This window comes from Paenibacillus elgii NBRC 100335 (genome assembly GCF_004000865.1).
Classification (GTDB): domain Bacteria; phylum Bacillota; class Bacilli; order Paenibacillales; family NBRC-103111; genus Paenibacillus_G; species Paenibacillus_G elgii.
The window spans coordinates 120,865-145,547 of the sequence record NZ_BIMB01000002.1; the positions used below are offsets into that span (position 1 = coordinate 120,865).

Sequence of the window (24,683 nt, forward strand, 5' to 3'; positions counted from 1 at the left end):
TCCTTCAGCTGCTGCCTATTGCCATATAAAAACTTTATCAGGCTAATTAATTATATTACTCATTGAAAAGTCTAATTTATATTTTCAATGTCGTAGCCGTACGATTATAATTAGAATGGACTTTACTATGTTTCGGAGGTGTTTGACCCACCATGAGCAGCGAAATCGTCGACATTATTATCGTGGGCGGCGGCCCGGCAGGGATGTTTGCGGCGTTTTACGGAGGAATGCGCCAAGCTTCCGTTAAATTGATTGAAAGCATGCCACAACTGGGCGGTCAGCTCGCAGCGCTTTATCCGGAGAAATACATCTATGACGTAGCCGGCTTTCCGAAGGTAACAGCGCAAGAGCTTGTTCATAATTTGGAAGCGCAAATGAAGCATTTCCCGCTTTCCATCTGCCTGGAAGAAAAGGTATTGAAGGTGGAGAAAAAAGACGAGCGCCTGTTCGAAGTTACAACGGACAAAGGCGTGCATCAATCTAAAGCGGTCATCATTACCGGCGGCGTCGGTGCGTTCGAACCGAGAAAGCTCGAACTTCCGGAAGCCGCGCAATACGAGAAGAAAAACCTGCACTACTTCGTCAGCGACCTTCACCGCTTCGCGGGCCAAAAGGTACTGATCAGCGGCGGAGGCGATTCTGCGGTAGACTGGGCGCTGATGCTGGAACCGATCGCGGAGAAAGTTACGCTGATTCACCGCCGCGACAAATTCCGCGCGCATGAGCACAGTGTCGAGAATTTGATGAAGTCCAAGGTGGAAGTCGTCACTCCGACTGAAATCAAGAAGCTTGAAGGCCGCGACCAAATCGAGAAAGTCGTACTTGCCGACTGCAAGTCGGGCGAAGAGCGCGTCATCGATGTCGATGCTGTAATCGTCAACTTCGGCTTCGTCTCCTCCCTCGGCCCGATTGCCGAATGGGGACTGGATATCGACAACGGCTCCATCATCGTTGACTCACGGATGGAAACCAGCATCCCAGGCATTTTCGCTGCCGGCGACATTACAACGTACCCCGGCAAGCTGAAGCTCATCGCCGTCGGTTTCGGCGAAGCACCGACCGCCATCAACAACGCGAAGGTGTACATCGATCCGACAGCCAAGCTGTCCCCGGGCCACAGCAGCAATATGAAATTGTAAAAATCCTTTCATCTATATAGGCTTTAGCCGAAAAGATCGCTCCGTTCTCAACGAGAGCGATCTTTTTATTATTAAACAGCACATGTCCTATTGAATCAGCTATCCCTTAATTCCGGAAAACGTAATTCCTTGAATGAATTTTTTTTGGGTGAAGAAGAACAAAATCACGACGGGAACCGTCATCATCGTAGCGACCGCCATCATGAGCCCCCACTCTGAGCCCTTCTGATTCTGAAACTGCTGAAGCCCGAGCGACATCGTATACGAAGCTTCATTCGTCAAGTAAAGCAACGGACCGATAAAATCCGTCCAGCTGTTCATAAATTGAAACAACGCCACCGACAAAACGGCCGGCTTCGCTAACGGAAGAATCACTTTCCAATAAATCGTGAATTCGTGCGCCCCGTCGATTCTCGCTGCGTCCAGCAATTCATCCGGAAGCCCTAGGAAAAACTGTCTGAGCAAAAAAATAAAAAACGGAGCGCCGAAAAAAAGCGGTACGATTAAAGGAAGCGGCGTACCGACCCAGCCCAGCTTGTTAAACAACACGAATAACGGAATCATCGTGACCTGGCCGGGAATCATCATCACCGCTACCGTCAGGGCGAACAGCGCTTTTTTGCCGTTCCATCTCAGTTTGGCGAAGCTGTAGGCAATGAGCGGACACGACAGAACGGCGCCGGCCGTGCTCAGAACGGTAATGACGATCGTGTTCTTGAGATAGGTGAAGAACGGGATGTACTCTATGGCGTCCGAGTAATTTTTCCAAGTAAACGGCTTTGGAATCCATTCCGGAGGCCAAGTGAAAATTTGCGTAGACGGCTTGAGCGAGGTAGAGACAAGCCATATAAACGGCGTAATGAAAAAAACGGAAGCCAGAAGCAAAACGACATGGGCCGACACGTTCGTCAGCCTGCTCTTCGATTTTCGGTTCACCGTGGATTCGCCCCCTCATTTCCCCTGATAATGAACCCACCGCTTGGAGGTCATAAATAAAATCCCTGTCAGCAGCATAATCGCCAAAAACAGGAGCCAGGCCATTGCCGAAGCATAGCCCATTTTGAAATATTTGAATCCGTTATCATATAAATGCATGACGTAAAACATAAGCGAATGGGCCGGCGTTCCTTGTCCTTTGGTGAGCGAATACGGCAAAGTAAATTGTTGCAACGCCCCGATGACGCCCATGACCAGATTAAAAAATATAACAGGCGTCAGCAGCGGCAGCGTTACGTTTCGAACCTTCTGCAGCCAGCTCGCCCCGTCCACTTCCGCCGCGTCGTAATAGTCCTGCGAAATATCCTGCAAACCGGCCAAATAGATGACCACGGCCTGACCGATTCCCCATAGGGACATCAGAATGAGGGACGGCTTGGACCAAAACTCGCTTCCCAGCCAGGCAGGGCCGGCGATCCCGAGCTTATCGAGCATGCCGTTCACCAAGCCGAAATGGGGATTCAACAGCCACATCCACAAGACGGCCAGAGCGACCTGGGGAACCAGCGTCGGCAAAAAATAGAGCGTCCGGTAAATGGCCATCCCTTTCACTTTCATGTTCAAGAACAAGGCGAGCAGCACTCCGAACACGATGCTGAGCGGGACAAAGAACACGGCGAAGTACACGGTGTTATAGACTGCCGCCCAAAACACTTTATCCTGCATAAGCTCGCGGTAATTGCGAAGACCGATGAACTCCCCCGGCTCCAAAATGCTGTAGGTGGTAAAACTGAAGTAGATGGAAGCAGCCAGCGGGAGAAGGAAAAAGATAAACAAGCCGATCAGCCAGGGCGAAGCAAACAACCAGCCGTACAGCCTTTCGCCCGCTTCCACACTTTGTCTTTTCATCGCCGAACCTCCTGTGGCGGAAGCGATAGAGAAGCCGGAAACCGGCTCCCCTACCGTGTCCTCTCCAACCTATTTATGTAATTCGGAGTTCACTTTTTGGGAAACCTCCTGCAAAATCTCCTTCGGCGTCCCTTTATCATGAATCGCGTTGTCTCTGGCTCTGGATAACTCGTTCCACAATAAGGAGCCTGCGGAAATGACCGGCCGGTTATGGGATTGCGGAAGAATTTCCGCGAATTTCTTCGTCGCCGGATCTTTAATCCCTTCGTTGACTGACGGGATGGTCGCCAAATTGCCGGTCGTCTCGCTGAATATTTTTTGTCCGTTCTTCCCTGCTGCGAATTTAATGAATTTCCAGGCGGCGTCCGCATTTTTCGCGCCTTTGGGGATGATGTAGCTGAATCCGCCGGACCAGCTTGTAAACTTGTCGCCTGTCGGCGTAGGAATCGGGGTAACGCCGTAATTTAAATTCGGCTTATACTTTTTGATTCCGGCGATGCGCCACGGACCGCTGACGGTCATGCTAAGCTGGCCGGTAAGGAAGGGATTATCCGCTCCCGAGCCTGCCGAATCGGTAAAAGCAGCGACATCCTCAATGTTGTATTTCTTGGCGTAGTCGCGCATCCATTCGAGCGCTCGGACCACATTCGGGTGATCCGCCGTTACTTTGTCGGCCGATTTGTCATAGAAATCGCCGCCGAAAGCCCAGCCCCACGTATAAATCCAGCCCTGATCGTACCAGGGGATAAATCCGATCCGCTCGAACCGCTTGCCTGTCTTCTTGGTCAGCTTCTCCGCAGCGGCTTCAAGCTCGGCGATCGTCTTCGGAGGATGTTCCGGGTCCAGCCCGACCTCCTTGAATTGATCCTTGTTATAATATAAAAGCCGGGAATCCGTGTCGTTCGGAAGCCCGTACAGCTTTCCTTTGTACGTCGCTTCGGCCATTGCAAATTCATAGTAGTCGGAGGCGTTGATCTGTTCGGCCTTCGCTTTATCGGTCAGATCAGTCAATGATCCGCGTGCCGCCCAGGAACCGATTTCGAACCGGTCGAAATAAGCCGCATCGGGAGGATTTCCGCCCGCGATGGCGGCCAAAAGCTTCTCGTTCTGACCTTCGCCCTGCTGAGCGATATAAGTCATATCAACCTGAATATCGGGATTTTGCTCGTGGAACGCTTTGACGATTCTCTCAAGCGCCTCTTTCTCCGTATCCGTATTGCCGTGCCAAAAGGTCACCTTTGTTTTTTTGGCGCCGGTTCCGTTTGCGGAATCCCCGCTGCCCGACGAACATCCGATTAAAACAGTCGAAAGCGCTATCAACGATGCGAATGATCCCATTAAGCATTTGTTCATAGGTTTCACCGGATTGCCTCCCCATTTTGTAATCGGCTGCACAACTCTTGTAAAGGCTTTCATAATGATCGATGCCTATTTCTTGTTTCGCCCCCCTTTTGCCGAAAATAAAAGCATATTGGTATACCAATTAAGATATATCAACATGCTAATTATATTAACATCATCTTATGTTTGTGTCAATTCAGTGATTTTCATGAAAAAACAATAAAAATTAGCTTATTTTGCCGATTTTTGTTGCAGAATAACGATCTCCCCCGGTATTTTTTGCAAAAAAATATGGTATATCAATATACCATATCATAAATCAATATTCATTTTCATATCGGGTATCATGTGATTTGACCTTCAGCTTAAAGCCGACAGGGTTCAGCAGCGGGACTTCCCGGCGTTCCAGCTGCGCCAACAGCAGCTCTGCGGCCTTTTGTCCGATTTCCCGTTCATCTTGAAGAATGTGGGTTAAAGGAAAGTAACCATGGCGGGAATAGATCATATCGAAGCATACGACTTCGCAGTCGCGATGTCTGCCGAGCTGGCGAAGCACATGGGAAAGTAGAATCGCGTTGTCGTATTCGCAAGCGAATATGGCCGTAATCGAAGGATTCTCATCCAAGAAAGCTTTCAGCGGTCCGCTATCCCACTCCATAGGATCGGCCGCGTCGTACGCCATGGTATTCAGGGCGGGCATGTCCGTGAAGATAGAGTTTACCCCGATCGCCATCCCCCGCTTCAAAAAGGCGTTGGTGAAGCCTTGAATCCGCTCCTCAATCGACGACGTGTTTTCGGCCGGAGCCGAAACGAAAACAATCTGCTCATGCCCCTGGTCGAGCAAGTAGTCCGTCAGCACGCCGGCCGCCTGCTTATGATCGGTATATACGGAGCAAGCTGGAATCCCGGGGAGATATTTATCGATTAACACGAGGGGGAACTTTCTATAAACCAGCTTTAACAGTTCCTCGTTGTAATGCTCTCCGTTGACAGGAGATATGATCAGACCGTCTACGCCGTAGTCGAGCAGCGAACGGATGAATTGCTCCTCCAGCTCCTTCCTGCCATACGTGCATTTGACGATCAAATGATAATTTCGCGCAGAAAGCGTCTTTTCCACTGTTCGAAGAATGTTGAGGCCGAAAGAAGCGGAGAAATATGAAGCAATAATGCCGATCGTTACTTGCTCCGTTGCACCGCCGGAAGGGCCGCTCTGATGAAAGGACTCTTCCTTATCCGCAGAATGAGCGAAATCAGCGAACCGCGTGCTGTCGAAATGCTCCGAAACATAGGACCCTTTGCCGCGAATTCTGGTGACGACGCCGTACTGTGCGAGTTTTTCCAGCGCTTTTTTGGAAGTGATCCGGCTGACCCCGAATTGATCCGCCAGTTCTTTCTCCGACGGGACCCTTTCTTTCGGTTTAAGCTGTCCGAGCTCAATTTTTTTTAACAAATGCTGGATTATTTTCTCGTAGATCGGAGTCCCCATCGTTTCATCCCTCTTGCTTGTTATGTTAACATACCAATTTGAGTGTAACATAGCGCATTCTTACAGGCAAATAGGAAATTTCGTATGCGGAAAATGGACAGTGTTCTATTTTATGGACATAACGTATTTTTTCATCAAATTTTAAGAAAAATAGAGTATAGTATGCCTATCTATCAAAGGGGGAATTAGAAATGCTCTCGCAGAAAGCCAACGAAATGAAACAACCATGGATCCCCCGTAAAGAAAGATTGTGGGTAACAGCCGCAATTGCCGTATCCGTGCTGCTTGTGCTATGGGAACTCTGGAGTTTGCTGCATCTTCCGTCGTCAACCGTGCATAGCCGGAGTTTCCAGCATACGTTTAAGAACTATGGCTCGATGGCGAGAATAGCTTTGTTCTTCGTTTTGGCGAATTACGTACTTGCCTTTATAATCAAACAGCGCATATGGGATCGATTGGGCAACCCGAAAAAGTGGATAGCTGCCCTGCTTCGCTTTGCGCGAAAGTGGCATACTCCTATCGCGATTGTGGCCATTGCTCTTATTTTGCTTCATGCGGTTGCCGTCTTCATGTATGGCATTAAATTGGATTTCCATAATATTAGCGGGCTGCTTGCGCTGTTCGTCTTGCTGCCGGTACCGGTTTCGGGCTTGTTGAGATATAGGCGAATGGACCGAAAGTGGCATTTGCGGTCTGGACTGGCATTCGCCATTTTGTTCTTGATTCACGCATTCGTATAGTAAAAAGCCAGGTCAACGGACCTGACTAGAGTGAAACCCGGCTAAGTCGTCGGGTTTTGTTTTTTTGTTCTGAGGCTGATCATCGCCCGCCCTGCACTTCCTTTACCCACCGCTCGATCAGCCGGCTGCGGTTGGCTCCCGCCCAAGTCTGATCGTACGGCACGACGCGCAGCGCGTCCAAAGAGACCGCATCCTCGGGAGATACCGCTTCCCGGTTCGTCAGCCACTGGTAATTGCCGACCTGCTTGCCGAGCTCCTGTGCCTGCTTCGTCAGCGCCCAATCGATAAAGGTCTGCGCTTCCTTCTCATTCGGACCGCCCTGGATCATCCCCATCGCGCCGATTTCGTATCCGGTGCCTTCGCCCGGGTAATGGATCAGCAGATCGCGAAAGCCTTCCTTGTAAAATTTGACGGCATCGTGCGCGAACATGATGGCCGTTCCCGCCTCGCCCATCCCGACGCTGCGCCCGGGCGTGCTTCCGCTCGTCGTATAGCTGCGAACCTGTCCTTGCAGCTTCTTCAAGTAATCGAATGCTTTCTCTTCGCCCCACAGCTGTACGAGCGTGGCCAATATCGTATAAGCCGTACCCGAGGATCTCGGATCGGCCATGACGATCATCCCTTTGTACTTCGGATTGAGCAAGTCCTCCCAAGTTTGCGGTACGGACAATCCGACGTCCTGCAACCATTTGCGGTTGGAGACCAAGGCCAGAGCGCCGACGTAGACACCGATCCAATAATTGTCCGGATCTTTGTATTTCTCGTCGATCCACTTGGCATTCGGTGATAAATAGGGAGCCAGCAGTCCCTCCGCTTTCGCCTGAACGAACGTATCCGCGGGACCGCCGTACCAGACGCTCGCTTTCGGGGCGCCTCGCTCCGCGCGTATGCGCGCCAGAATCTCCCCGCCCGACATGCGAACGTAGGAGGTTTTGATGCCTGTTTCCTTCTGGAACGCTTCCACAACTTTAATCGCGTGGTCTTCGTACAATCCTGCATAAATGGTTAACGTTCCTTTGCGCTCGGAAGCGCAGGAGGTCAACACGGCCGCGCAAAGGATAAGGCTTAACGCTCCCCGCCATCTCTTGTTCATGCCTGCTGCCCCCTTGCTGTCTGTAGATTAGGCCGGAACGACTTGAATCGAATGCTCGGGAAATTCGAGCGTCACGTGCTCCCCGGTCGAGAAAACCGAGCCTGCGATCGGATTATGCTGGGTGACCTGAAACATTTTTCCGCCAAAATCAATCTCGTATTCCTGCGTTTGCCCCATGAAGACGCTTTTCGTAATGACCGCGTTGTTGTTCGCCGTCTTCAAGACGACGGCCGATTCCGGCCGGATGACCAGCGCTACCTGCTGTCCAGCCGTAACTTCCGCATGGTTCGCTGCTACCATTATACCCATTGGCGTATCGATCTCCAAGCGATCCTCGACGACCCGCACCACCTTACCTTCGACGAAGTTGGCCGAGCCGATAAAGTCGGCGACGAACTTCGTCTTCGGTCTTTGGTAAATTTCCTGCGGCGTGCCGATCTGCTCGATCCGCCCTTTGTTCATGACGATGACGACGTCGCTCATGTACATCGCTTCGCTCTGGTCGTGCGTGACGTAGACCGCGGTAATGCCGAGCGTCCGCTGAATGCGGCGGATTTCGTCGCGCATAACGATGCGCAGCTTGGCGTCGAGATTGGACAGCGGCTCATCGAACAGCAGCACGCTCGGCTCCATCACGAGCGCCCGGGCCAGCGCGACGCGCTGCTGCTGGCCGCCTGACATTTGGGAAGGCATGCGCTCCTTATACTCGTTCAGGTTCATGATTTCGAGCACGCGCGACACTTTTTCCCGGATCACGGCTTGATCGAATTTTTTGATTTTAAGCCCGTAGGCGACATTGTCCCAGACGTTCAAATGCGGGAACAAAGCGTACGACTGAAACACCATCGTGCAATCCCGTTTATTCGGCGGAATCTCGTTTACCGGCTGCTCCCCGAACAAAATTTCACCGGAGGTAATCTCTTCGAAGCCCGCAATCATGCGCAGCGTCGTCGTTTTGCCGCAGCCGGACGGACCGAGCAGCGTGGCGAACTGCCCCTCTTCGATGACCAGATTGACATCGGATACCGCATTCGACGGCTGCTTGGTGCCCAAGCCCGCATAAGCTTTCGTAACCTGTTTGAGCGTGACCGATTTGGCTGCCAAGTCTTTCTCCCCCTACATTAACGTTTTTTCTTTGCTGCCGCCGACGAAGCGAAGCAGCAGATTAAGCAGCAGCAAGGCTGCGATCATGATCGCGATCAGAATCGTGCAGTACGCGCTGGCGACGCCGATCCGTCCGGATTCCACCTGTGTGAGGATGGATGCCGTGATCAGGTTGTATTTGGCCGAGATGAGGAAAATGACGGCGCTCATCGCGGTCATGCTTTTGACGAAGCCGTACACAAGACCGCTGTAAAACGCTGGCTTGATGAGCGGCAGAACAACGGTGAAAAAGTTGCGCGCCTGTCCGGCCCCCAAATTCGTCGCCGCCTCTTCGATCGACGGATCGATCTGCTGCAAGGACGCGATCCCGGACCGGATACCGACCGGAATGGCCCGCACGACGAATGCGACGATAATGATCAGCGCCGTACCTGTGAGCGCAAGCGGAGCCTGGTTGAACGCTAAAATGTATGAAATCCCGATGACCGTCCCCGGAATGGCGATGGACAGCATGCTGACGGATTCGAGCGCTTTTTTCCCGATAAACTGCTTGCGGACGACCAGGAAGGCGATGATCATGCCGAGCAGGCCGGCAATCGGCGTCGCGATGATCGACAGCAGCAGCGTATCCTTCATCGATTTTTGACCGAGCGAGAACACGTACTTGTAATGATCCCAGGTGAAGCTGTTGTTAATGCCCCACAGTTTGATGAACGAGCCGATCGGCACGAGCAAATAGAACGCGATGACGATAACCGACAGCAGCATGCACAGCGCGAACAGCGCCTGCCGGGTTGCCCCTTTCTCGATCAGACGGCGGCCGTGGGCCGGTTTGCCGGTAACGGTGACGTAGCTTTTTTTGCCGATCCAAAATTTTTGCAGCGCGTAAATCAGGAAGGTGATGCTCATCAGCACCATCGCCAGCGCCGCGCCGGCTTGAATATCGTAGCTGCCGACCGCCTGCAGGTAAATTTCGCGGGCGACGGTCGTGTAATTGCCGCCGAGCGTCATCGGATTACCGAAATCGGCCAGCGACTGCACGAACACGAGCAGAAACGCATTCGCAATCCCCGGCATCGTCAGCGGCAGCGTGACGTTCAGGAACGTGCGCAGCCGTCCCGCGCCCATGTTCATGCTCGCTTCTTCGAGCGACGGGCTGATCGAGCGCAGCAAGCCGGCCAGCACGAGGAAAGCGACCGGGAAGTACGTTAGCGTTTGGACGAGCACCAGCCCTTTGAGGCCGTAAATGTTGGCGTTTTCCAAACCGAGCAGATGCTTGGAAACGAATCCCTGCTTGCCGAACAGCAAGATCGCGGAAAGCGAGATGACGAACGGCGGGGAAATGACCGGCAATATCGCGACGGCGTTAAACAGCTTTTTGAACGGAACCTTCACGTACGCGAACGTATAAGCGAACATGTAGGCGATGGCTGTCGACAGAATGGATACGATGACAGCGAGGAGCAAGGAGTTTTTCAATGCCTCGAACAACTGCCCGCCCGACAAAACGCCCACATAGGCGCTGAGCGAAACCGATCCGTCCGGGTTGATAAAGCTGCTTTTTAAGATTTGATACAGCGGATAGACGATAAATACCGCCAGACACGCCATGACGAGCAGGATGCAGAGCAGAAGCAGCGGTTCCCGCGTCAGTCTGCGGAGCTCGCTTGCGGTACGGTTCCATGACATGGGCCACAGGCTCCTTTCTTGGGTGGGCCGGGACGGTCTTTAGATTTGGGGCGGGAGACTTGCTTCGCGTAGAGATTCTCTTCGGCGATGCCGTGGACTATATCCCTCCGGCCGCTCCCCTTCCCCAGAAAGTGAAGTAAACCTTCGAAGCAGATTCCGATTACTTTCCGGGGACCCCATATTTCCGTGAAATTTTGATTAGATTTTCATGGTGTTTTCACGGATTTCAAAGGCGGACGTAAACTCCTCCGGGATATACTCCACTTTTTCGCAGAGAAAATCTAAACATATCTTCCCTTGCCCGAGAAATACAAAGACCGTCCCGGGGATTATTTCTTCACTTCGCTGTTCCACTTATCGAGCAGGCGTTTGCGCTCTTTGCCCGCTTCCGTAGGATCGTACTGGATCGGATTGATGTCGGACAGCTTGATCGCCTTTTTCGGCTCTTTCGCGTCCGGGTTCGTCAAGTTCTGGTAGCTGCCTGTGCGCTGCCCCACTTCTTGCGCGCTTGCGCCGAGCGACCAGTCGATGAATTTTTGCGCCAGCTCTTGGTTTTTCGTATTTTTGATGACTGCGACCGCGCCGGTTTCATAGCCTGTCCCATCTTTAGGGATCGTCAGCTCCATCGTGTCGAAGCCTTCCTCTTGGTACTTGATGACGTCGTGCGCGAACAGCACGCCTACGGCCGCTTCACCCATCCCGACCATACGCCCCGGAGCGGAGCCGCTGGTCGTGTACTGCTGAACTTGCGGGTGCAGCTTTTTCAAGTAATCGAATCCTTTGTCTTCCGATCCTTTTACTTTCAGTACCGTATAAAGGGCGGTGTAGGCTGTGCCGGACGAAGCCGGGTTTGCCATGACGATTTGTCCCTTATACGCAGGGTTGAGCAGATCTTCCCATGTTTGCGGCGCTTGCAGGTTATGATCTTTCAGAAACTTCTTGTTCGACGCAAAGCCGAGGAAACCGACATAAATCCCGGTCCAGTGACCGTTCGGGTCTTTATACTTGGCATCTACCTTCTCAGCGGCCGGCGATTTGTAAGGCGCGAGCAGCCCTTCGTTCATTGCGGCGACGAACGTATCTGCCGGACCGCCGTACCAGATATCCGCCTGCGGGTTGTCTTTCTCCGCGCGGATTTTGGCGAGAATCTCGCCCCCGGACATGCGGACCATGTCCGCTTGAATCCCGGTGTCCTTCGTGAACTGCTTCATCGCCTCGACGGCATGGTCTTCCTGGAATCCGACGTATACGGTCAGCTTGCCTTTCGACTTGTCCGTTTTAGCTGCATCTCCAGCTGCCGGAGCAGGTGCGGCTCCGCCGGAGGCAGGTTTGTCGGCGCTGCCGCAGCCGGCAGCTACGGATGCGGTCAAGATTACGGCGAGCGTAGCGGATAGTGCTTTTTTCATCTTTTGTAACGACTCCCTTCGGTTGTTTGGATAGCTTTATCATAAGTGAAGCGTTTCCAGCCCGGAAGTTTAAGTCTTTGCCACATGAAACGGCAAAAAATAAAACCTCCGGCCCATGACCACAAGATCATGAACCGGAGGCTCAAACAGGCAGCGTCCCATATTAACCAGCCCCTAAGCCGAACAAACGAAGAAGACCGCTCAAAATCAGCCCGACGACGGCAAAATCCGTATCCGCAAACGTCGCTCGGACAAAGCCGAGGCTGGAGAGCAGCGGCAGCAAAAAGACCGGCAGCAGCGTAATGACGAAGCCGTGGCACAACGCAGCGACGATCAGTCCCCTCCGGCCGCCGACCTGATACGCGATGACGCCGGAAGCGCCTCCCGAGAAAAAATGCGGGATGACGCCGGGGATGATGACCGTGTACTGCAATGCCATAAGCGTGCCCATCGCGGCAAGCCCGCCGATAAAGCTGAGCAGGAAACCGAGTGCTGCCGCAATGGGCGCGTACGTGAACAGCACCGGGCAATCCAGCGCCGGAATCGCTCCCGGCACGATTTTTTCGGCAATGCCGTTAAAGGCGGGGATAATTTCGGCCAGCATCATTCGCACACCGGACAATATAATGAACACGCCGGCCGTGAACCAAATCGCCTGAATGGCCGAGACAACTACCGGATGACGCCCGGAAAACATCTCGGACAGCGCTTCGCTCGGCACGAACAAGCTGGACAAACCGAACAGCAGCAGCGCAAAGACGGCGATGACAACCATATGATCCTGGAAAAACGGATAAATCCGTTTCAAGCCTTCCGGCATCGGCTTCTTTTCCTTCGTCCCGACCACCTGCGCAATCAAGCCCGAAAGCGCATAGCCTACGCTGTTGAAATGTCCGATGGCGAACTCGCTGCCGCCAGTTGCTTGCCGGACGTACCGCTGGCTCACCGCCGGTCCGAACGACATGGCCAGCGCCAAAAAAAGCCCGCCCCATCCGTACAGCTGCCACGCCGGAAGATGGGCCGAATCTAGCAAAGCCGCTAGCATCGACGCCATGAAAAGCATGTGATGGCCGGTAAGGAATACGTACTTGAACGGCGTCCAACGAGCGATGGCCAGATGAAGCGCCATGCCGATCAGCATGATCACCGCGATCTCGCGGCCGTAGTTGATCTGAGCGAGCCCCGCAATCGTCTCGTTGTGCGGCATAATGCCGATCATTTGCAGCCCGCGCTGCACGATGATCGACAGATTGGATAAAGACGAACCGGCCGCCGAAGCTCCGATCTGCAGCAAAATATACCCGAGCATCGTTTTGATCGTGCCGCTGAGCAGCTTTTGCGGAGAAGCTTTCTGCAGCAGCAGCCCGATCAAGGCAATGACCCCGAGCAAAAAGGCCGGTTCGCCGAGCAGCCCTTTATTAATAATTTGCGACCAGTTCATTCCCGCAATCCTTTCTCCCGTTCCCGCCAGGCCAGAAAACGCGGGCTTTCCATCAGCTTGGTCCGCAAATAATTCCGGTCGGTCATATTTTCCAGCGGTATCCATTCAGCTTGCTCGAGCAGTCGGGTAGGCAAAGAATCGGCGATATGGTGAGCGCCGACGATCAAGTCCGCGGCCGGACTTAAGCCGAGCGACGCGAGATCCATGTGCTCAATGTCAGCGCGGAGCCCCTGCTCCCGAAGCAGCGCTTCGAGATGGATGCGGATCATCAGACTGGTGCCGAGGCCGCTTGTGCAAACCACATTAATTTTCAGCGTCAAGCGTCTCGCCCTCCTTTGCCTTCAAACGATCCCATACAGCATCCGCATCGTCGGCCCGTCTCAGAAATTCCATAAACGCCGCATCGCCAAACACGTCCAGCAGCGTAGATAATGCGGTCAAATGCGACGTTTTGTCCGCAGCGGCCAGCGTAACGAGCAGCCATACCGGCTGCCCCGACGGTCCGAGCGGTACAGGCTCCGCCAGTGTGACCAAACTGAAGCCGGTGCCCCATACGCCATCCTGTGGCGATGCGTGCGGAAAGGCAATGCCTTCCCCGATGACAAAATGATGCTTCTGCTCGCCAATCATTTGGAACAGTTTTTCTTCGTACTGAAGCCCGATGATTCCCCGCTCGCGCAGCAGCCTGCTGCCGAGCCGCACCGCCTCTTCCCAGCCTTCGGCCGTTTGCCCGGTCAGGATGGAGCCGGCGGGCAGCAATTCGGTGAGCCGCTGCAGCCCTTTGTGCCCCGACACGCTTCCGCCCTGCAGGAGATGGATAAGATCCTCCAGCAGCCGATTCCGGTTACGCACATCGGCATGCCGCTCGACGATGCGGACGATCTCGCCCACCCGCTGCAGCGTGTCGGCTTCCATCGGCCGCCCCAGCGGCGACACGCCGAGCAGACGCCCGATGCTGCTCTCGTCCTCGGGGCTCAGCAGCGGCGATACTTTGATCACCTGTACCGGAAGCGGCAGTTGAATCTCGATCGTCGATAAGATCGCGTCGATCTGCTCGAACGGCAGCTGCCTGAGCTCCTTGTAAGCGAATCTTCCGGCAATCTCCAGCACAGGGAACATCGACTCCAGCCTCCGCTGAAGAATCGCCGACGAGCCGAGGCCGGAGCTGCATACGATCGCGACCCGTTTCCGGACCGCACTTACGGCATGTGACAGCCCGCTGCTTAAATGTAAGGAAATGTAACCGATTTCATCACGGTCGAAGCAAACGCCATGCTCCTTCAACACCCGGTTGACTACCTCTTGCGTTACGTCGAGCAGCGAAGCATATTCCTGTTCCAGCTGCGGAAGCAGCGGATTGGCGCTTTGCAGGCCGAATTTGGCGCGGTACATCGCAGGCTTCAAATGGACGGACAGCCCGTGCACCACCTGTTCGGTACGCTGAAGCGGCCGATGCAGCTCCTGCTCCACCTCCATGACGATCCGCTTGGCCAGTTGGACGTAAACGGACTGCTCCGCCTTGGCATCCTGCGCTTTTTGCGCACCCAGAATGTGCTGGGTAATATACCCCGCTTCCTCCAAGGGCACCTCAAGCTGAAAATAACGCTCCATTTCCGGCAGCGCAAGCTGTCGGACGACCCGGAACTCCTCCGCTCCGCTCACTTCGCCAAACAGCTCCGGGTCCATTTGAATGCGGTGGTTGTTTTTCAACCGCTCGACGGCCATCAGCAGATGAAGCACCAACGCCGAATACCCCGCGTCCGTAAATTCGACCTTCAGCTTGCGCTCCAGCATCCGCACGATATCGAATAAAAACTGCGCATCCTTGGGCGAGAACCACGGGTTCCACAGGTTCGTTCCCCCCATCCGGTCTTCCCGGTCTCCAAGAACGACCCGAAGAACATTCTCATCCGTAATCTCTAGCCGCAGCAGTTCAAGATAGGCCGATCTTTTTTTCCGTTCGTCCCCCAGCACCCGAATCCATCCGCCTTCTCTGGCGAGCTTCAGGTCTTTGCCGCCCAGCAGCCTGGTGACTTCCGCCAAATCGCTCAGCAGCGTGCTTTTGCTGATTTTCAGCTCTTCCTGTACCTCGTCCGTCCGCAGCTTGGACGATTCCAGCAGCCGCTTGGCAAGCCAGCGCGACCGCCGCTCCGCATCGAGATGATCCGGCCGTTCCCGCAGCAGACGCTCAAGCTTCTCCCGCCCGTCCTCGTCTACGATAAGTGCAATGCCGTGCTTGCGGTTGCGCTCGATCCCGATGTCGTACCCGGCCAGCCAGTCTTCGATCTGCAGCAGATCGTGGCGAACGGTCCGCGCCGAAAGGCCATACTCCGACTGAAACCGGTCCACAGGCACAAATCCGCGTTGTTCCAATAGTTCCGTCAATATGCTCTGCTGTCTTGCGGATAACATATGTTTGCCTCCGTAGCCGTAAACTTAAGCGGAAAACGATCGCGAGGCCAAGCCCGCAAGAGCGGCAAGCGCCTCTTGCTCGTCCGGTCCGCTTGCGCACACCTCGAGCTCTGCACCGCCCGGAACGGCGAGCGCCATGAGCCCGAGCGCGCTTTTGCCGTCGACCGTTTTGTCCCGGAACGTCACAGTAATGTGACTTTGAAAGGTCTGCGCGAGGCTGACCCACCGCGAAACCGGTCTGGCGTGAAAGCCAAGCGGCACATGTACAGCAATCGTTAATCGCTCCATCGTTACTCTCCCACACCCGTCATAGTCGGAACTATTATATCATAGATTGTTCTCGATAAAAGAAAAAAGCCCGGTCAGCTGACCTGGGCTTTACCTTCTCTGTAAAATTCTAAGTTGATTTGTCTCCTCTTGATCTCGTCTAACAACAATTCGACAAAATCTTCTTCGAGTTTCAAATCGACGGCTTTGAAATAGGAGTCCACTAAAATCTCATTACTGATCAGTTTCATGGAACAACTCACCTTATTCTGTAATGTAAAATTATATTAACATGCGCCCAAAATTAGAACAAGCGTTCCGTTATCCACATGAAATTGTGCATATCCTGTGAGTATTCTGTTAATAAGTGTCGAATACAGGTCATTGGCGGGGTGTATAATGTGGACAAAGTTATACACAAGCAGCGTACCGATTTCGTGATAAAAAAATATGATCGCATTTTGACCATTTACAACCAATTAAACTAATATAGGGCAATTATGGATTGCGCATGTTATTTATTGTTTAAACTTAAAACGATACAGCCGAAACCACCTGCCGCCTCCGACGTAAGTAGTCATAACATCGATGGATTTTGATATACGAAGAAGGGAGCCTCCCTCATGGATACACGTAAACTGATCGCTTCGCTTTGTTATTTCAGCATCTTTTTCGCCGGATTCCTTGTACCCGTTATCGTGTACTTCGTCACCAATGACGGCTGGGTCCGCGAACACGCCAAAAAAGCGCTTCTCTCGCACCTCTTGCCGTTCCTCTCGCTGATCTTCTTCCTGATCATCTGGATCGCGACGATCTCGGTCTCCTCCACGATTTTCCTAGGCGTGCTCAGCCTCATTCTGTATTTCGTCGTTATGATCTGGAATGTGATCAAAGGCATTCAAGTTCTGCTGGAACGGTAACAGCCGGGCTGCGTGCGGACGCCACTTCGAACAGGAAGCGGCGTTTTTGGCGTTCGCCGGATAAACAGCGCGCCGTGCTGTGCCGCAGTCCAAGCAATCGGGCCGTGTAGTGCGTATGCTGGGAGTCAAGGAGAGGCGATGGCATATGATAAACGTGTACTTGGACGACCTGCGTCCTTGTCCGAAAGGATTTAAGCTGGCAAGGTCAGTCGAGCAGTGCATCGATTTGATGAAAGCTGGACCGGTTAACATTTTGTCGCTCGATCACGATCTGGGGCTCGGCAAAGCGACCGGCTACGATCTGGTCAAATATATGGTCGAGAAAGGCCTGTATGCAAAAAAAGAAATTATTATTCACAGCGCCAACCCGATCGGGAGGCATCTCATGTGGACCCTGCTGCACAAGCATAAGCCAAGCCATGTCAAACTGTCGGTTCGACCGCAGCCGTTGGCGTTTAAGATTTAACCGGTGGATGCGGATATGATACAATGAAGTATCCGTTCGCATGTCCGCTGCCAACTACGGCAGGGACCCGCGAAATAAACCTATGGCTTAGATAGGAGCAGTCACGTGAATCCCAATGTACTGAATTTTGAAGGAAACTCGCCGAAAGAGGAGGCCAAAGCCAAGCTCGCCGCAAACCCGGATATCATGTTCGAAGAGCTTCAAACGATTGCGATTCGACGGGAGGATGCCGACTTTTGGCTGAAATTTGCTTCCGAATGGGGCGGAGCTTTGTATTTGCTGGACGAAAAAAACTTCAAGCAGTTCGAGCGCGAGGAGATCGACCCGCAGGCGTTTGAATTTGCGCGAAGAACGTATCGGCTCGGCCTGATTACGCTAAGCGCCTTGTATGACAAGCTGAAGGCTTGGGCGGATTCGAATCCGCAAGAGGACTACCGGCTGAACATGAATGTATTGGAATGTTACTTTTTGCCGAGCTATCTGGACGACTACGGCCGCGCATACGCACCGGGAAAGAAACAGGGCCAAGCCTACGTCGAAGCGATTCGGCAAGCCTTCGGCGAAGACGGCGCCCTCGAACAGAAGGCGGAAGCCCTGCAAGCGCTGGTGCACGAATATATCGAGCGCCTGCATGTCTACGCCAAACAATGAGCTAGCTTGCGGTAAACCATCGACAACGGCGAAAAAAGCGGACACCTTGTACAGGAACGTCCGCTTTTTGCATGGGTCCGGCCTTCATCCGGCTTGCTTCTCCGCCAGTTGTTTGATGTAGAGATTTCGTTTCAGCAAAAAATTCATCATGTACGATTCCAGAAACATCCGGTCTGCCAGCTTGCCAAGAGGCCCTAACGGCGACGTGTAATCAAATTCGTCAATCATCAACGTTCCCGAATCGACGGCGCAGAACTCATGCGTGTGCCGAAACCGTTTGAACGCGCCCCGGACCATCTCGTCCACAAAATAAAAAGGCGACTCAAACTCTGTTATTTTCGCGGTCAGCTGCTGCTTGATGCCAAAATGGACGGCCTCCCACGTCACCGTCTGCCCCAGCTCGATCAACCCGCTCATGACTCCGCCGACCGCTCTTTCCTTCGTTTGCGAAGTCGATCGGGCATGAACGTCGATACTTCGCGCCAGATCGAAGCAGGTTTCAATCGGCGCTTCTATGTACAATTCGGATCTGATTACCGGCATATTCGTCCTCCTCTCCAAATCGAACGAAGCGCTGCGTCTTCCACGCCCCCCGGTAACAAACACCTGTTCTGATATTACTACAAAATGGTTATTTGAGCAACGAAGCCGTAGTTTACTGGCAACCAAGAGCCTGCTGTGCTGTAATCGCATTCAAGGTATCAGTGAAAGCCAAAAAAACGCCCGAAACTCACGAAACCGGTGAGTTCTGGCGCTTCCTATGGCAGAGCAAAAGAGCAGACCTCTAGGGGTAGCCCGCTCCTACTCGCCCTTCTCATACAGCGAACGGATAGCCAGCCGAAGTGTCTGCACGGCCCCCTCGTACAGTCTCATGCTTGCCGGGAACTTGCTTTTTCTTTCAATACGTTCTCCAGCAGTTCGTTCAGCTTCGTCAGACCGTGCACAATATCTTTCAAGTCGTCTTCCGACGCGTTCTTCACGAACAGCTCCTGGAAGTCTTTCACGTTCCCGAGAATTTCCTATTTAATGAATCGTTAATATAAGACGTAATAAGTAACGCCACCCGAACGGATCATTCCGCTTGAGTGGCGTTTTTGTGTAACGTTATATTGACCTTTGATCTTCTTAGACTTCGTCGTGTGCCCGCCTCAATCCTCGCAAGGCTGAGCCAGCGCTTCCTCCTCCGGCTTCGTGCGGAAGCTGGAGCCGCAGCCGCAGGTGGCTACTGCGTTCGGATTATGGATGCTGAACCCGCCGCCGATGCCGGTGTCTTGGAAATCGATCTCCACGCCGTACAAATATTTCGCGCTCTCTTCGTCCACGACGACCTTCAGCCCGTGGATGTCCATGACTTTGTCGCCTTCCTGCTCGTTGTCGTCAAAGCCCATCCCGTAGGAAAAGCCGCTGCAGCCGCCTTCCTTGACGCCCACGCGCAGGAACAAGTTCGGAGCTTCCTCCGCCGCGAGCATTTCTTTAATTTTATCGCAAGCCGTTTCGCTGATTTTAATCATATCGCCATGCCTCCCTTACCTGCTCGAAAATGTACTTCTATCTAGAAGTATACTCCTTCCGGCCTCGGTCCTCAAGGGCTGCCTCATTTGCGGTTGTCCGTTTTATCGGCTTCATAATAACGAAGCAGCAATTGGTCCAATTGTCTGCTGCAGTGCTGCACTTCCGGATGCATGAACCCGAGCTGATTGCCCAAACTTACCATCTGCTCGCGCATGTCTTCGATTTCTTCGGAAATGGACGCCTGCTCATCGAGAGCTGGAGTAAGCAACTTGGCACCGTCCTACCCAATGTTATTTCAATCTATTAGTATACTAAACTCCCCTGCCCATGAAAATAGGAATTAAACCCTATCTTGTTTGTTTTTACAACAGGAATATAGTTTTAACGATTCATGTATTGCCCCTCTTCGGCAGTAGGTTTATAATAAGGAGTATTGTTTATCACACGTGTCATCGGGAGAAACACATTGTCGGTCTGTCCAAGCACCAAGCGAAGCTTCGTATTTCATGGAATACGTCCAAGCTTCGCCTACCTGTGTGTCCTTGGCCGGCTGACCATGTGCAAGCTTTCACAGCTTCCGCCGGTTCATTCGCAGCAGACTGTGAAAAGCTCGATTCCCTGTATCGTTGTACAATTTCATCGACAGAGCGTCCCGTCAGCGGAAACCAGGGGCGCCTGACCCATTTACGGAGGTGGCTAAACCATGAGTATGATTGTCAACAGCCAGGAAAGGCGCATGGCCGAAATCGCCGAAAAAGTGGAGCACGGAGAGCGTTTGACCCTGGAAGACGGCGTTTTTCTGTACGAAACGGACGATTTATTAACCATCGGACAATTAGCAAACCAAGTGAACCTGAAGAAGAACGGCAAAAAAGTGTATTTCGTCGACAACATGAGCTTATACTTCACCAATGTGTGCGAAGAGCACTGTGCGTTCTGCCATTTCCGCCGCGACGAGGGCGAGGACGGCGCGTACACACTCACGGCCGAGCAAATGTTCGATTACATCGACAAGCATTACCACCCGAACATGCGGGAGTTCCACATTACGGGCGGCCACAATCCGAACGTGCCGTTCCAATATTATGTCGACTGTATTAAGGGGCTGAAGCAGCGTTATCCGAATGTGACCATCAAGGCGCATACGGCGGCGGAAATTGAGTTTTTTTCCCGGCTCAGCGGGTTAAGCTATAAAGAAGTGCTGCAAACGCTGATGGATGCCGGACTCGGCACGATGCCGGGCGGGGGCGCGGAGATTTTGTCCGAGCGTTACCGCAAAAAAATGCACCTGGTCGACAAAGCCTCCACCGAAGCTTGGCTCGAAGTGCATCGCACCGCGCATCAGCTCGGCATGAAAACGCACGCCACCATGCTGTTCGGCTCCATCGAGACGTTCGAGGAACGAATTCGGCATATGATGTACCTGCGCGAGCTGCAGGACGAAACCGGCGGCTTCATGGTCTTTATACCGAACTCGGTTCAGCCGGCTAGTGTCAACGCAAGCATCAAGCGCCGTGTTTCAGCGTTCGACAATCTGAAGACGATTGCGATCAGCCGTCTGATGCTGGACAACATTCAGCATGTCAAAGCTTACTTCATCAATCTCGGTACGCAGCTTACGCAAATTGCCCTGACGTTCGGCGCTTCGGACGCCCACGGCACGATTATCCAGGAACGCATCAGCCATGCCGCTGGAGCGACCTCGCCTGAAGGCATGACACGGGACGAACTGGTTTGGCTCATTCAAGGAGCCGGCCGCATTGCCGTCGAGCGCGATACTTTCTATAACGAGATCAAGGTCTACTAATTAAGTCATAAGAGAAAGGGTTAACCGTTGTATGAAAAAACTTGTCATTTTGGGCGGAGGCTACGGTGGACTGACGGTAGCGAAAGAATTGCTGGAAGGAGACATCCCGGCCGATACGGTGATGATCATGGTCGACCGGATGCCTTATCAGGGACTGAAGACAGAATATTACGCGCTTGCTGCCGGAACGGTGTCCGAAAAAGACGTCCGGGTGCATTTTCCGGTAGATCCGAGATTGATTCTGAAATACGGCGAAGTGACGGCTGTCGATCCCGAGCAAAAGGTGATCCGTTTCGCGAACGACGAACCGTTGTCTTACGACTGGCTGGTTATCGCGCTCGGATGCGTGGACAAATACCACAACATTCCCGGGGCGGAGGAATTCTCAAACAGCATTCAGTCGTTATCCGCCACCCGCAAAACGTACCAGGCTTCTAACGATGCGGCTCCTTACGGTCAGATTACCATTGTCGGAGGCGGCCTTAGCGGCGTAGAGATGGCGGCGGAGCTCCGCGAGAGCCGTCCGGACCTCAACATCCGCATCCTGGACCGCGGCGCCAGCGTCCTGTCTCCGTTCCCGGAAAGGCTGCAGCGGTATGTGCGCGAGTGGATGCTGGAACATGACATCGAGCTGCGTTCGCATGTATCGTTGAACCGCTTGGAAGGCGGTCTGCTGTACAACCAGCAGGAAATCATTCAGACCGACATTACCATCTGGACCGCCGGCATTCAGCCCAGCCCGATCGTACAGAACTTGAATCTGCCCAAGGACAATCAAGGACGGTTAACGATTAACGAATACCATCAACTGCCCGATTACAATGAAATTTATGTCGTCGGCGACTGTGCGGCCCTGCCCTTCTCCCCGAGCGGACAAGCGGCAGAAGCGCAAGGCAAGCAAGTGGCGGAAGTCCTGCAAGCCGTATGGAAAAACGAAACTCCCCGGCTTGGTAAAATCAAGCTCAAGGGAGTTCTGGGATCGCTCGGTAAAAAAGCCGGCTTCGGCCTGATGGGCAAGCGGACGGTCATGCTCGGCATGGTGCCCCGCGCCTTGAAGAGCGGCGTGCTTTGGATGTCGAAGCGCCATCTGGGATAAACTTTATTCGTCTTTGAAGAGATCGAGCATGTCCTCGATCTCTTTTATTTTAAGCTGAATAGCCGCCTCCAGCTCCTCTGCGGTGGCTGCCGCTACGATCTCGCCGTTCACCAGCGCGAACGGAGCCAAATAGCATTCGCCGCAGTTGCCGAGACATCCGTACTCGATCACGTCGTATTCCGGATTTTGCTCCAGCTGCTGCATCAGCTTGGCTGTCCCGTGGTGCATATTATTCGTACAAAATTCAATGATCGGTCTCATCGCACTTTCGCCTGCCTTACAGCCATTTTAATTTTCGATCGATTGTACTATAATAAAATAAGAAGGGAGATGATGCAAATGAGCGAGAACACTCAGCAAAGCACCATGTACGACGAGGTTCTTGAAGTTCTAGATAAGCTGCGCCCGTTCCTGCAACGCGACGGCGGCGACGTAGAGCTGGTTGACGTTGAGGACGGCATCGTTAAACTGCGTTTGATGGGCGCTTGCGGCAGCTGCCCGAGCTCGACCATCACGCTGAAAGCCGGTATCGAGCGCGCGCTGCTTGAAGAAGTGGAAGGCGTTCAAGAGGTAATGCAAGTATTCTAATGCATTGACCGGCCAAGTTTCTGCGAAAAAACAGCCCCGAGTTCGCATACTCCATGCGCCGCTCAGGGCTGTTTTTTTGTGCCGCTTGCGGCCGTTTGCACGGACCCGCTGCCGATCATCGCGCGGATCGGGTCCAATCCTCCGGACACATCCATAATGTTGCCGGTGATGAAATCCGAGCGCTCTTCGCATAAAAAGGCGATGACCCGGGCGATGTCCTCTCCCGTTCCGGGGCGTCCGCGTGGAGATTCGTCGTCCTGCAAATGCTCCACCTCGCCGATCGTCCGCTCTTTATTCGCGCCGCGAATGTCTCCCGGACAAATCATGTTGACCGTAATTCCTTCCGACGCTTCTTCCACGGCCAACGTTTTCGTGAAGGAGACGAGACCGACTTTTGCCGCCGCATAGGCTGCCCGGTGTGGCCACCCCCGCGCTTCCGCCGCATGGCCGAAGCCGAAATGGATGATCCGGCCCCACTGCTTCCGACGCATCATCGGAATAACCAGATGATCCAAATGCATCACGCCGAGCAGATTGCCCTGCATCAGCTCGTTGATTTCCCCAAGCTCATACTCCATGAACAGCCGGCGTTCGCGGATGAACGGACCGGCGTTGTTGATCAAAATATCGATCGATCCGAAATGACGGACCGCTTCTCGTATGAGCCGTTCCCTGTCCTCGGGAACGGATACGCTTCCCTGAACCGCCTCGCAGCGTACGCCCTTGCGGCGTATCGCCTCTCGCAGCTCGAACGCTTCCTTTTCGCTGTGCACGTAATTCAGCACAATATCGGTTCCCCGTTCGGCAAGCAGGAGCGCGGTCATTTTTCCTAGACCTTTGGCGCTTCCCGTAATGAGGGCGGTTTTCCGCTGCCCTTCCATGCTCCCACCTCCCGCTTCTCGTTCGTTCCCGTTTAATACAAAGTATAGTGCAAGCCGGAGAGCGATTCAACTTAAAGGCGCTTCGAATCACCGGACCAGATAACGAAATACGGTCGTCACGGAACGGAACGCCATGTCGCAGCCTTGCTCCAGATCGGCCAAATTTCCGCGGACATCCTCCGTCTCGGAACGCAGCCGTTCCCCGTATTTCGCTTCCTCTGCCTTCATCAAATCGTCCAACAGATCGGCGTTAATCGTATGGATTTCCATGTTCCGCTGATTGCGCAGACGCGTGAGCGGCTCTTTGTAGCTCGTTTTCAGCTCGTAGAGCTTATCCTCCAAATCCGTAAACAGCTTGTGCTGATGCATATTGCGAAGAACGGTGAAATATGAGAAACGCGATTTGGCCTTTTCCGTCTTCAAAGCAAAACGTTCGTTCATAAAATGCCCGAGCTTATCCAGCACGGCGAACAGACGAATCAGTGCGTTGTTATAATAATATAAATGGCGGTGGTAATCGTCCAGCTCCTCGCGCTCCATCCGATCGATGAAGGTCGTCTTCACCCGCTCCCCGTAGCGGACGGCCGCGTACTGGCTTTGCTCCATTTCGTCCAATGCCCGCAGAAAGCTTTGGCACCAGATCGCATAACGGCGCTCCTGCGCAGTCGGAGCCGCGCCCTTCTTCGTCCGGGTGACGGTTCGCAAATATCCGCGGATCGCCTCATTGGCCTCAAGCAGAAGCCCCGTATCCTGCCTGGGCGGCTCGCCAAAAATCGCTCTTAACATAGGTGACCAC

Annotated in this window: 28 protein-coding genes; 8 read left to right on the top strand and 20 right to left on the bottom strand. The window is 53.4% G+C overall.

Going from position 1 to position 24,683, the window contains the following annotated elements; translation table 11 throughout:
- Nucleotides 1-152: 152 nt before the first annotated feature.
- The gene (locus tag PEL01S_RS02130) at nt 153-1,139 is read left to right on the top strand and encodes an NAD(P)/FAD-dependent oxidoreductase (protein ID WP_108531120.1); all 987 of its coding nucleotides are present in this window, start codon (nt 153-155) and stop codon (nt 1,137-1,139) included.
- Nucleotides 1,140-1,238: 99 nt separating this feature from the next.
- Here PEL01S_RS02130 and PEL01S_RS02135 read toward each other — a convergent pair whose 3' ends face one another.
- The 4 genes from PEL01S_RS02135 to PEL01S_RS02150 form a co-directional block, all read right to left on the bottom strand.
- Nucleotides 1,239-2,075 carry a carbohydrate ABC transporter permease gene (locus PEL01S_RS02135; RefSeq protein ID WP_127459086.1) on the bottom strand — a complete coding sequence of 279 codons (837 nt, stop codon included), beginning with the start codon at nt 2,073-2,075 and terminating at the stop codon, nt 1,239-1,241.
- A gap of 15 nt (nt 2,076-2,090) precedes the next feature.
- Nucleotides 2,091-2,984 carry a carbohydrate ABC transporter permease gene (locus tag PEL01S_RS02140; protein WP_127459087.1) on the bottom strand — a complete coding sequence of 298 codons (894 nt, stop codon included), beginning with the start codon at nt 2,982-2,984 and terminating at the stop codon, nt 2,091-2,093.
- Between the two features lie 69 nt (nt 2,985-3,053).
- The gene (locus tag PEL01S_RS02145) at nt 3,054-4,337 is read right to left on the bottom strand and encodes an ABC transporter substrate-binding protein (protein WP_127459191.1); all 1,284 of its coding nucleotides are present in this window, start codon (nt 4,335-4,337) and stop codon (nt 3,054-3,056) included.
- A 307-nt stretch (nt 4,338-4,644) separates the two neighbouring features.
- A complete protein-coding gene (locus tag PEL01S_RS02150) occupies nt 4,645-5,814 on the bottom strand; it encodes a GntR family transcriptional regulator (RefSeq protein ID WP_063178155.1) in 1,170 nt (389 codons plus the stop codon).
- 215 nt (nt 5,815-6,029) lie between these two features.
- On the opposite strand from PEL01S_RS02150, the gene PEL01S_RS02155 reads away from it, so the two are divergent.
- Nucleotides 6,030-6,554, top strand: coding sequence for a hypothetical protein (locus PEL01S_RS02155; RefSeq protein WP_127459089.1), 525 nt, complete (start codon nt 6,030-6,032; stop codon nt 6,552-6,554).
- 79 nt (nt 6,555-6,633) lie between these two features.
- Here the strand turns inward: PEL01S_RS02155 and PEL01S_RS02160 are convergent, their stop codons facing one another.
- From PEL01S_RS02160 to sda, 9 genes are all read right to left on the bottom strand, one after another.
- Nucleotides 6,634-7,647: an ABC transporter substrate-binding protein gene (locus tag PEL01S_RS02160; RefSeq protein WP_063178151.1), complete on the bottom strand. Its 1,014-nt coding sequence runs from the start codon at nt 7,645-7,647 to the stop codon at nt 6,634-6,636.
- Nucleotides 7,648-7,674: 27 nt separating this feature from the next.
- Complete coding sequence (locus PEL01S_RS02165) at nt 7,675-8,751, bottom strand: ABC transporter ATP-binding protein (RefSeq protein ID WP_127459090.1); 1,077 nt, start codon at nt 8,749-8,751, stop codon at nt 7,675-7,677.
- A gap of 12 nt (nt 8,752-8,763) precedes the next feature.
- The gene (locus PEL01S_RS02170; RefSeq protein WP_127459091.1) at nt 8,764-10,440 is read right to left on the bottom strand and encodes an ABC transporter permease; all 1,677 of its coding nucleotides are present in this window, start codon (nt 10,438-10,440) and stop codon (nt 8,764-8,766) included.
- A 329-nt stretch (nt 10,441-10,769) separates the two neighbouring features.
- The gene (locus tag PEL01S_RS02175) at nt 10,770-11,846 is read right to left on the bottom strand and encodes an ABC transporter substrate-binding protein (RefSeq protein WP_127459092.1); all 1,077 of its coding nucleotides are present in this window, start codon (nt 11,844-11,846) and stop codon (nt 10,770-10,772) included.
- Between the two features lie 163 nt (nt 11,847-12,009).
- Nucleotides 12,010-13,287: a PTS ascorbate transporter subunit IIC gene (gene ulaA, locus PEL01S_RS02180; RefSeq protein WP_127459093.1), complete on the bottom strand. Its 1,278-nt coding sequence runs from the start codon at nt 13,285-13,287 to the stop codon at nt 12,010-12,012.
- Entirely contained in the window at nt 13,284-13,607 is a 324-nt protein-coding gene (locus tag PEL01S_RS02185; RefSeq protein WP_127459094.1) for a PTS sugar transporter subunit IIB, read from the bottom strand. Before PEL01S_RS02185 ends, ulaA begins: the two co-directional genes overlap by 4 nt.
- Nucleotides 13,591-15,699, bottom strand: a complete 2,109-nt coding sequence (locus PEL01S_RS02190; RefSeq protein ID WP_127459095.1) for a BglG family transcription antiterminator — start codon at nt 15,697-15,699, stop codon at nt 13,591-13,593. Before PEL01S_RS02190 ends, PEL01S_RS02185 begins: the two co-directional genes overlap by 17 nt.
- Nucleotides 15,700-15,723: 24 nt before the next feature.
- Complete coding sequence (locus PEL01S_RS02195) at nt 15,724-15,987, bottom strand: HPr family phosphocarrier protein (RefSeq protein ID WP_010493698.1); 264 nt, start codon at nt 15,985-15,987, stop codon at nt 15,724-15,726.
- Between the two features lie 74 nt (nt 15,988-16,061).
- Nucleotides 16,062-16,217: a sporulation histidine kinase inhibitor Sda gene (sda, locus tag PEL01S_RS02200; RefSeq protein WP_010493699.1), complete on the bottom strand. Its 156-nt coding sequence runs from the start codon at nt 16,215-16,217 to the stop codon at nt 16,062-16,064.
- Nucleotides 16,218-16,589: 372 nt separating this feature from the next.
- Here sda and PEL01S_RS02205 point away from each other — a divergent pair, with 372 nt between their 5' ends.
- The 3 genes from PEL01S_RS02205 (at nt 16,590) to PEL01S_RS02215 (ending at nt 18,003) form a co-directional block, all read left to right on the top strand.
- Nucleotides 16,590-16,886: a magnetosome magnetite crystal formation protein family gene (locus PEL01S_RS02205; RefSeq protein WP_127459096.1), complete on the top strand. Its 297-nt coding sequence runs from the start codon at nt 16,590-16,592 to the stop codon at nt 16,884-16,886.
- 145 nt (nt 16,887-17,031) lie between these two features.
- Nucleotides 17,032-17,352, top strand: coding sequence for a cyclic-phosphate processing receiver domain-containing protein (locus PEL01S_RS02210; RefSeq protein WP_063178132.1), 321 nt, complete (start codon nt 17,032-17,034; stop codon nt 17,350-17,352).
- Nucleotides 17,353-17,457: 105 nt separating this feature from the next.
- Complete coding sequence (locus PEL01S_RS02215; RefSeq protein ID WP_255320058.1) at nt 17,458-18,003, top strand: hypothetical protein; 546 nt, start codon at nt 17,458-17,460, stop codon at nt 18,001-18,003.
- Between the two features lie 84 nt (nt 18,004-18,087).
- Here PEL01S_RS02215 and PEL01S_RS02220 read toward each other — a convergent pair whose 3' ends face one another.
- The 4 genes from PEL01S_RS02220 to PEL01S_RS02235 form a co-directional block, all read right to left on the bottom strand.
- Nucleotides 18,088-18,546, bottom strand: coding sequence for an SRPBCC family protein (locus tag PEL01S_RS02220; RefSeq protein WP_108531135.1), 459 nt, complete (start codon nt 18,544-18,546; stop codon nt 18,088-18,090).
- A gap of 326 nt (nt 18,547-18,872) precedes the next feature.
- Nucleotides 18,873-19,007 (bottom strand): hypothetical protein, encoded by a 135-nt coding sequence (locus PEL01S_RS02225; RefSeq protein WP_255320059.1) that lies wholly within the window; start codon nt 19,005-19,007, stop codon nt 18,873-18,875.
- A 144-nt stretch (nt 19,008-19,151) separates the two neighbouring features.
- Nucleotides 19,152-19,514, bottom strand: coding sequence for a HesB/IscA family protein (locus PEL01S_RS02230; RefSeq protein ID WP_010493708.1), 363 nt, complete (start codon nt 19,512-19,514; stop codon nt 19,152-19,154).
- Nucleotides 19,515-19,597: 83 nt separating this feature from the next.
- Nucleotides 19,598-19,783, bottom strand: a complete 186-nt coding sequence (locus PEL01S_RS02235) for an aspartyl-phosphate phosphatase Spo0E family protein (RefSeq protein WP_036679471.1) — start codon at nt 19,781-19,783, stop codon at nt 19,598-19,600.
- Between the two features lie 435 nt (nt 19,784-20,218).
- Between PEL01S_RS02235 and mqnE the strand changes: the two genes are divergently transcribed.
- The gene (gene mqnE / locus PEL01S_RS02240) at nt 20,219-21,322 is read left to right on the top strand and encodes an aminofutalosine synthase MqnE (protein WP_063178124.1); all 1,104 of its coding nucleotides are present in this window, start codon (nt 20,219-20,221) and stop codon (nt 21,320-21,322) included.
- Nucleotides 21,323-21,353: 31 nt separating this feature from the next.
- Entirely contained in the window at nt 21,354-22,418 is a 1,065-nt protein-coding gene (locus PEL01S_RS02245) for an NAD(P)/FAD-dependent oxidoreductase (protein ID WP_063178123.1), read from the top strand.
- Between the two features lie 3 nt (nt 22,419-22,421).
- Here PEL01S_RS02245 and PEL01S_RS02250 read toward each other — a convergent pair whose 3' ends face one another.
- Nucleotides 22,422-22,679 carry a YuzB family protein gene (locus tag PEL01S_RS02250; RefSeq protein ID WP_010493714.1) on the bottom strand — a complete coding sequence of 86 codons (258 nt, stop codon included), beginning with the start codon at nt 22,677-22,679 and terminating at the stop codon, nt 22,422-22,424.
- Nucleotides 22,680-22,757: 78 nt separating this feature from the next.
- Between PEL01S_RS02250 and PEL01S_RS02255 the strand changes: the two genes are divergently transcribed.
- Nucleotides 22,758-23,006 (top strand): NifU family protein, encoded by a 249-nt coding sequence (locus PEL01S_RS02255; protein WP_010493716.1) that lies wholly within the window; start codon nt 22,758-22,760, stop codon nt 23,004-23,006.
- A 62-nt stretch (nt 23,007-23,068) separates the two neighbouring features.
- On the opposite strand, the gene PEL01S_RS02260 is transcribed toward PEL01S_RS02255, so the two are convergent.
- Together PEL01S_RS02260 and PEL01S_RS02265 are read right to left on the bottom strand one after the other, a co-directional pair.
- Nucleotides 23,069-23,887: an SDR family oxidoreductase gene (locus PEL01S_RS02260; RefSeq protein WP_063178122.1), complete on the bottom strand. Its 819-nt coding sequence runs from the start codon at nt 23,885-23,887 to the stop codon at nt 23,069-23,071.
- An 87-nt stretch (nt 23,888-23,974) separates the two neighbouring features.
- Complete coding sequence (locus PEL01S_RS02265) at nt 23,975-24,673, bottom strand: Cthe_2314 family HEPN domain-containing protein (protein ID WP_063178121.1); 699 nt, start codon at nt 24,671-24,673, stop codon at nt 23,975-23,977.
- Nucleotides 24,674-24,683 lie beyond the last annotated feature (10 nt).

Coding starts and splice junctions, on each gene's coding strand:
- PEL01S_RS02245 (WP_063178123.1), top strand. CDS start 21,354: ATGAAAAAACTTGTCATTTTGGGCGGAGGCTACGGTGGACTGACGGTA.
- ulaA (WP_127459093.1), bottom strand. CDS start 13,287: ATGAACTGGTCGCAAATTATTAATAAAGGGCTGCTCGGCGAACCGGCC.
- PEL01S_RS02195 (WP_010493698.1), bottom strand. CDS start 15,987: ATGGAGCGATTAACGATTGCTGTACATGTGCCGCTTGGCTTTCACGCC.
- PEL01S_RS02230 (WP_010493708.1), bottom strand. CDS start 19,514: ATGATTAAAATCAGCGAAACGGCTTGCGATAAAATTAAAGAAATGCTC.
- PEL01S_RS02260 (WP_063178122.1), bottom strand. CDS start 23,887: ATGGAAGGGCAGCGGAAAACCGCCCTCATTACGGGAAGCGCCAAAGGT.
- PEL01S_RS02250 (WP_010493714.1), bottom strand. CDS start 22,679: ATGAGACCGATCATTGAATTTTGTACGAATAATATGCACCACGGGACA.
- PEL01S_RS02170 (WP_127459091.1), bottom strand. CDS start 10,440: ATGTCATGGAACCGTACCGCAAGCGAGCTCCGCAGACTGACGCGGGAA.
- PEL01S_RS02150 (WP_063178155.1), bottom strand. CDS start 5,814: ATGGGGACTCCGATCTACGAGAAAATAATCCAGCATTTGTTAAAAAAA.
- PEL01S_RS02140 (WP_127459087.1), bottom strand. CDS start 2,984: ATGAAAAGACAAAGTGTGGAAGCGGGCGAAAGGCTGTACGGCTGGTTG.
- sda (WP_010493699.1), bottom strand. CDS start 16,217: ATGAAACTGATCAGTAATGAGATTTTAGTGGACTCCTATTTCAAAGCC.
- PEL01S_RS02160 (WP_063178151.1), bottom strand. CDS start 7,647: ATGAACAAGAGATGGCGGGGAGCGTTAAGCCTTATCCTTTGCGCGGCC.
- PEL01S_RS02190 (WP_127459095.1), bottom strand. CDS start 15,699: ATGTTATCCGCAAGACAGCAGAGCATATTGACGGAACTATTGGAACAA.
- PEL01S_RS02255 (WP_010493716.1), top strand. CDS start 22,758: ATGAGCGAGAACACTCAGCAAAGCACCATGTACGACGAGGTTCTTGAA.
- PEL01S_RS02175 (WP_127459092.1), bottom strand. CDS start 11,846: ATGAAAAAAGCACTATCCGCTACGCTCGCCGTAATCTTGACCGCATCC.
- PEL01S_RS02210 (WP_063178132.1), top strand. CDS start 17,032: ATGATAAACGTGTACTTGGACGACCTGCGTCCTTGTCCGAAAGGATTT.
- PEL01S_RS02155 (WP_127459089.1), top strand. CDS start 6,030: ATGAAACAACCATGGATCCCCCGTAAAGAAAGATTGTGGGTAACAGCC.
- PEL01S_RS02145 (WP_127459191.1), bottom strand. CDS start 4,337: ATGAACAAATGCTTAATGGGATCATTCGCATCGTTGATAGCGCTTTCG.
- PEL01S_RS02265 (WP_063178121.1), bottom strand. CDS start 24,673: ATGTTAAGAGCGATTTTTGGCGAGCCGCCCAGGCAGGATACGGGGCTT.
- mqnE (WP_063178124.1), top strand. CDS start 20,219: ATGAGTATGATTGTCAACAGCCAGGAAAGGCGCATGGCCGAAATCGCC.
- PEL01S_RS02220 (WP_108531135.1), bottom strand. CDS start 18,546: ATGCCGGTAATCAGATCCGAATTGTACATAGAAGCGCCGATTGAAACC.
- PEL01S_RS02205 (WP_127459096.1), top strand. CDS start 16,590: ATGGATACACGTAAACTGATCGCTTCGCTTTGTTATTTCAGCATCTTT.
- PEL01S_RS02130 (WP_108531120.1), top strand. CDS start 153: ATGAGCAGCGAAATCGTCGACATTATTATCGTGGGCGGCGGCCCGGCA.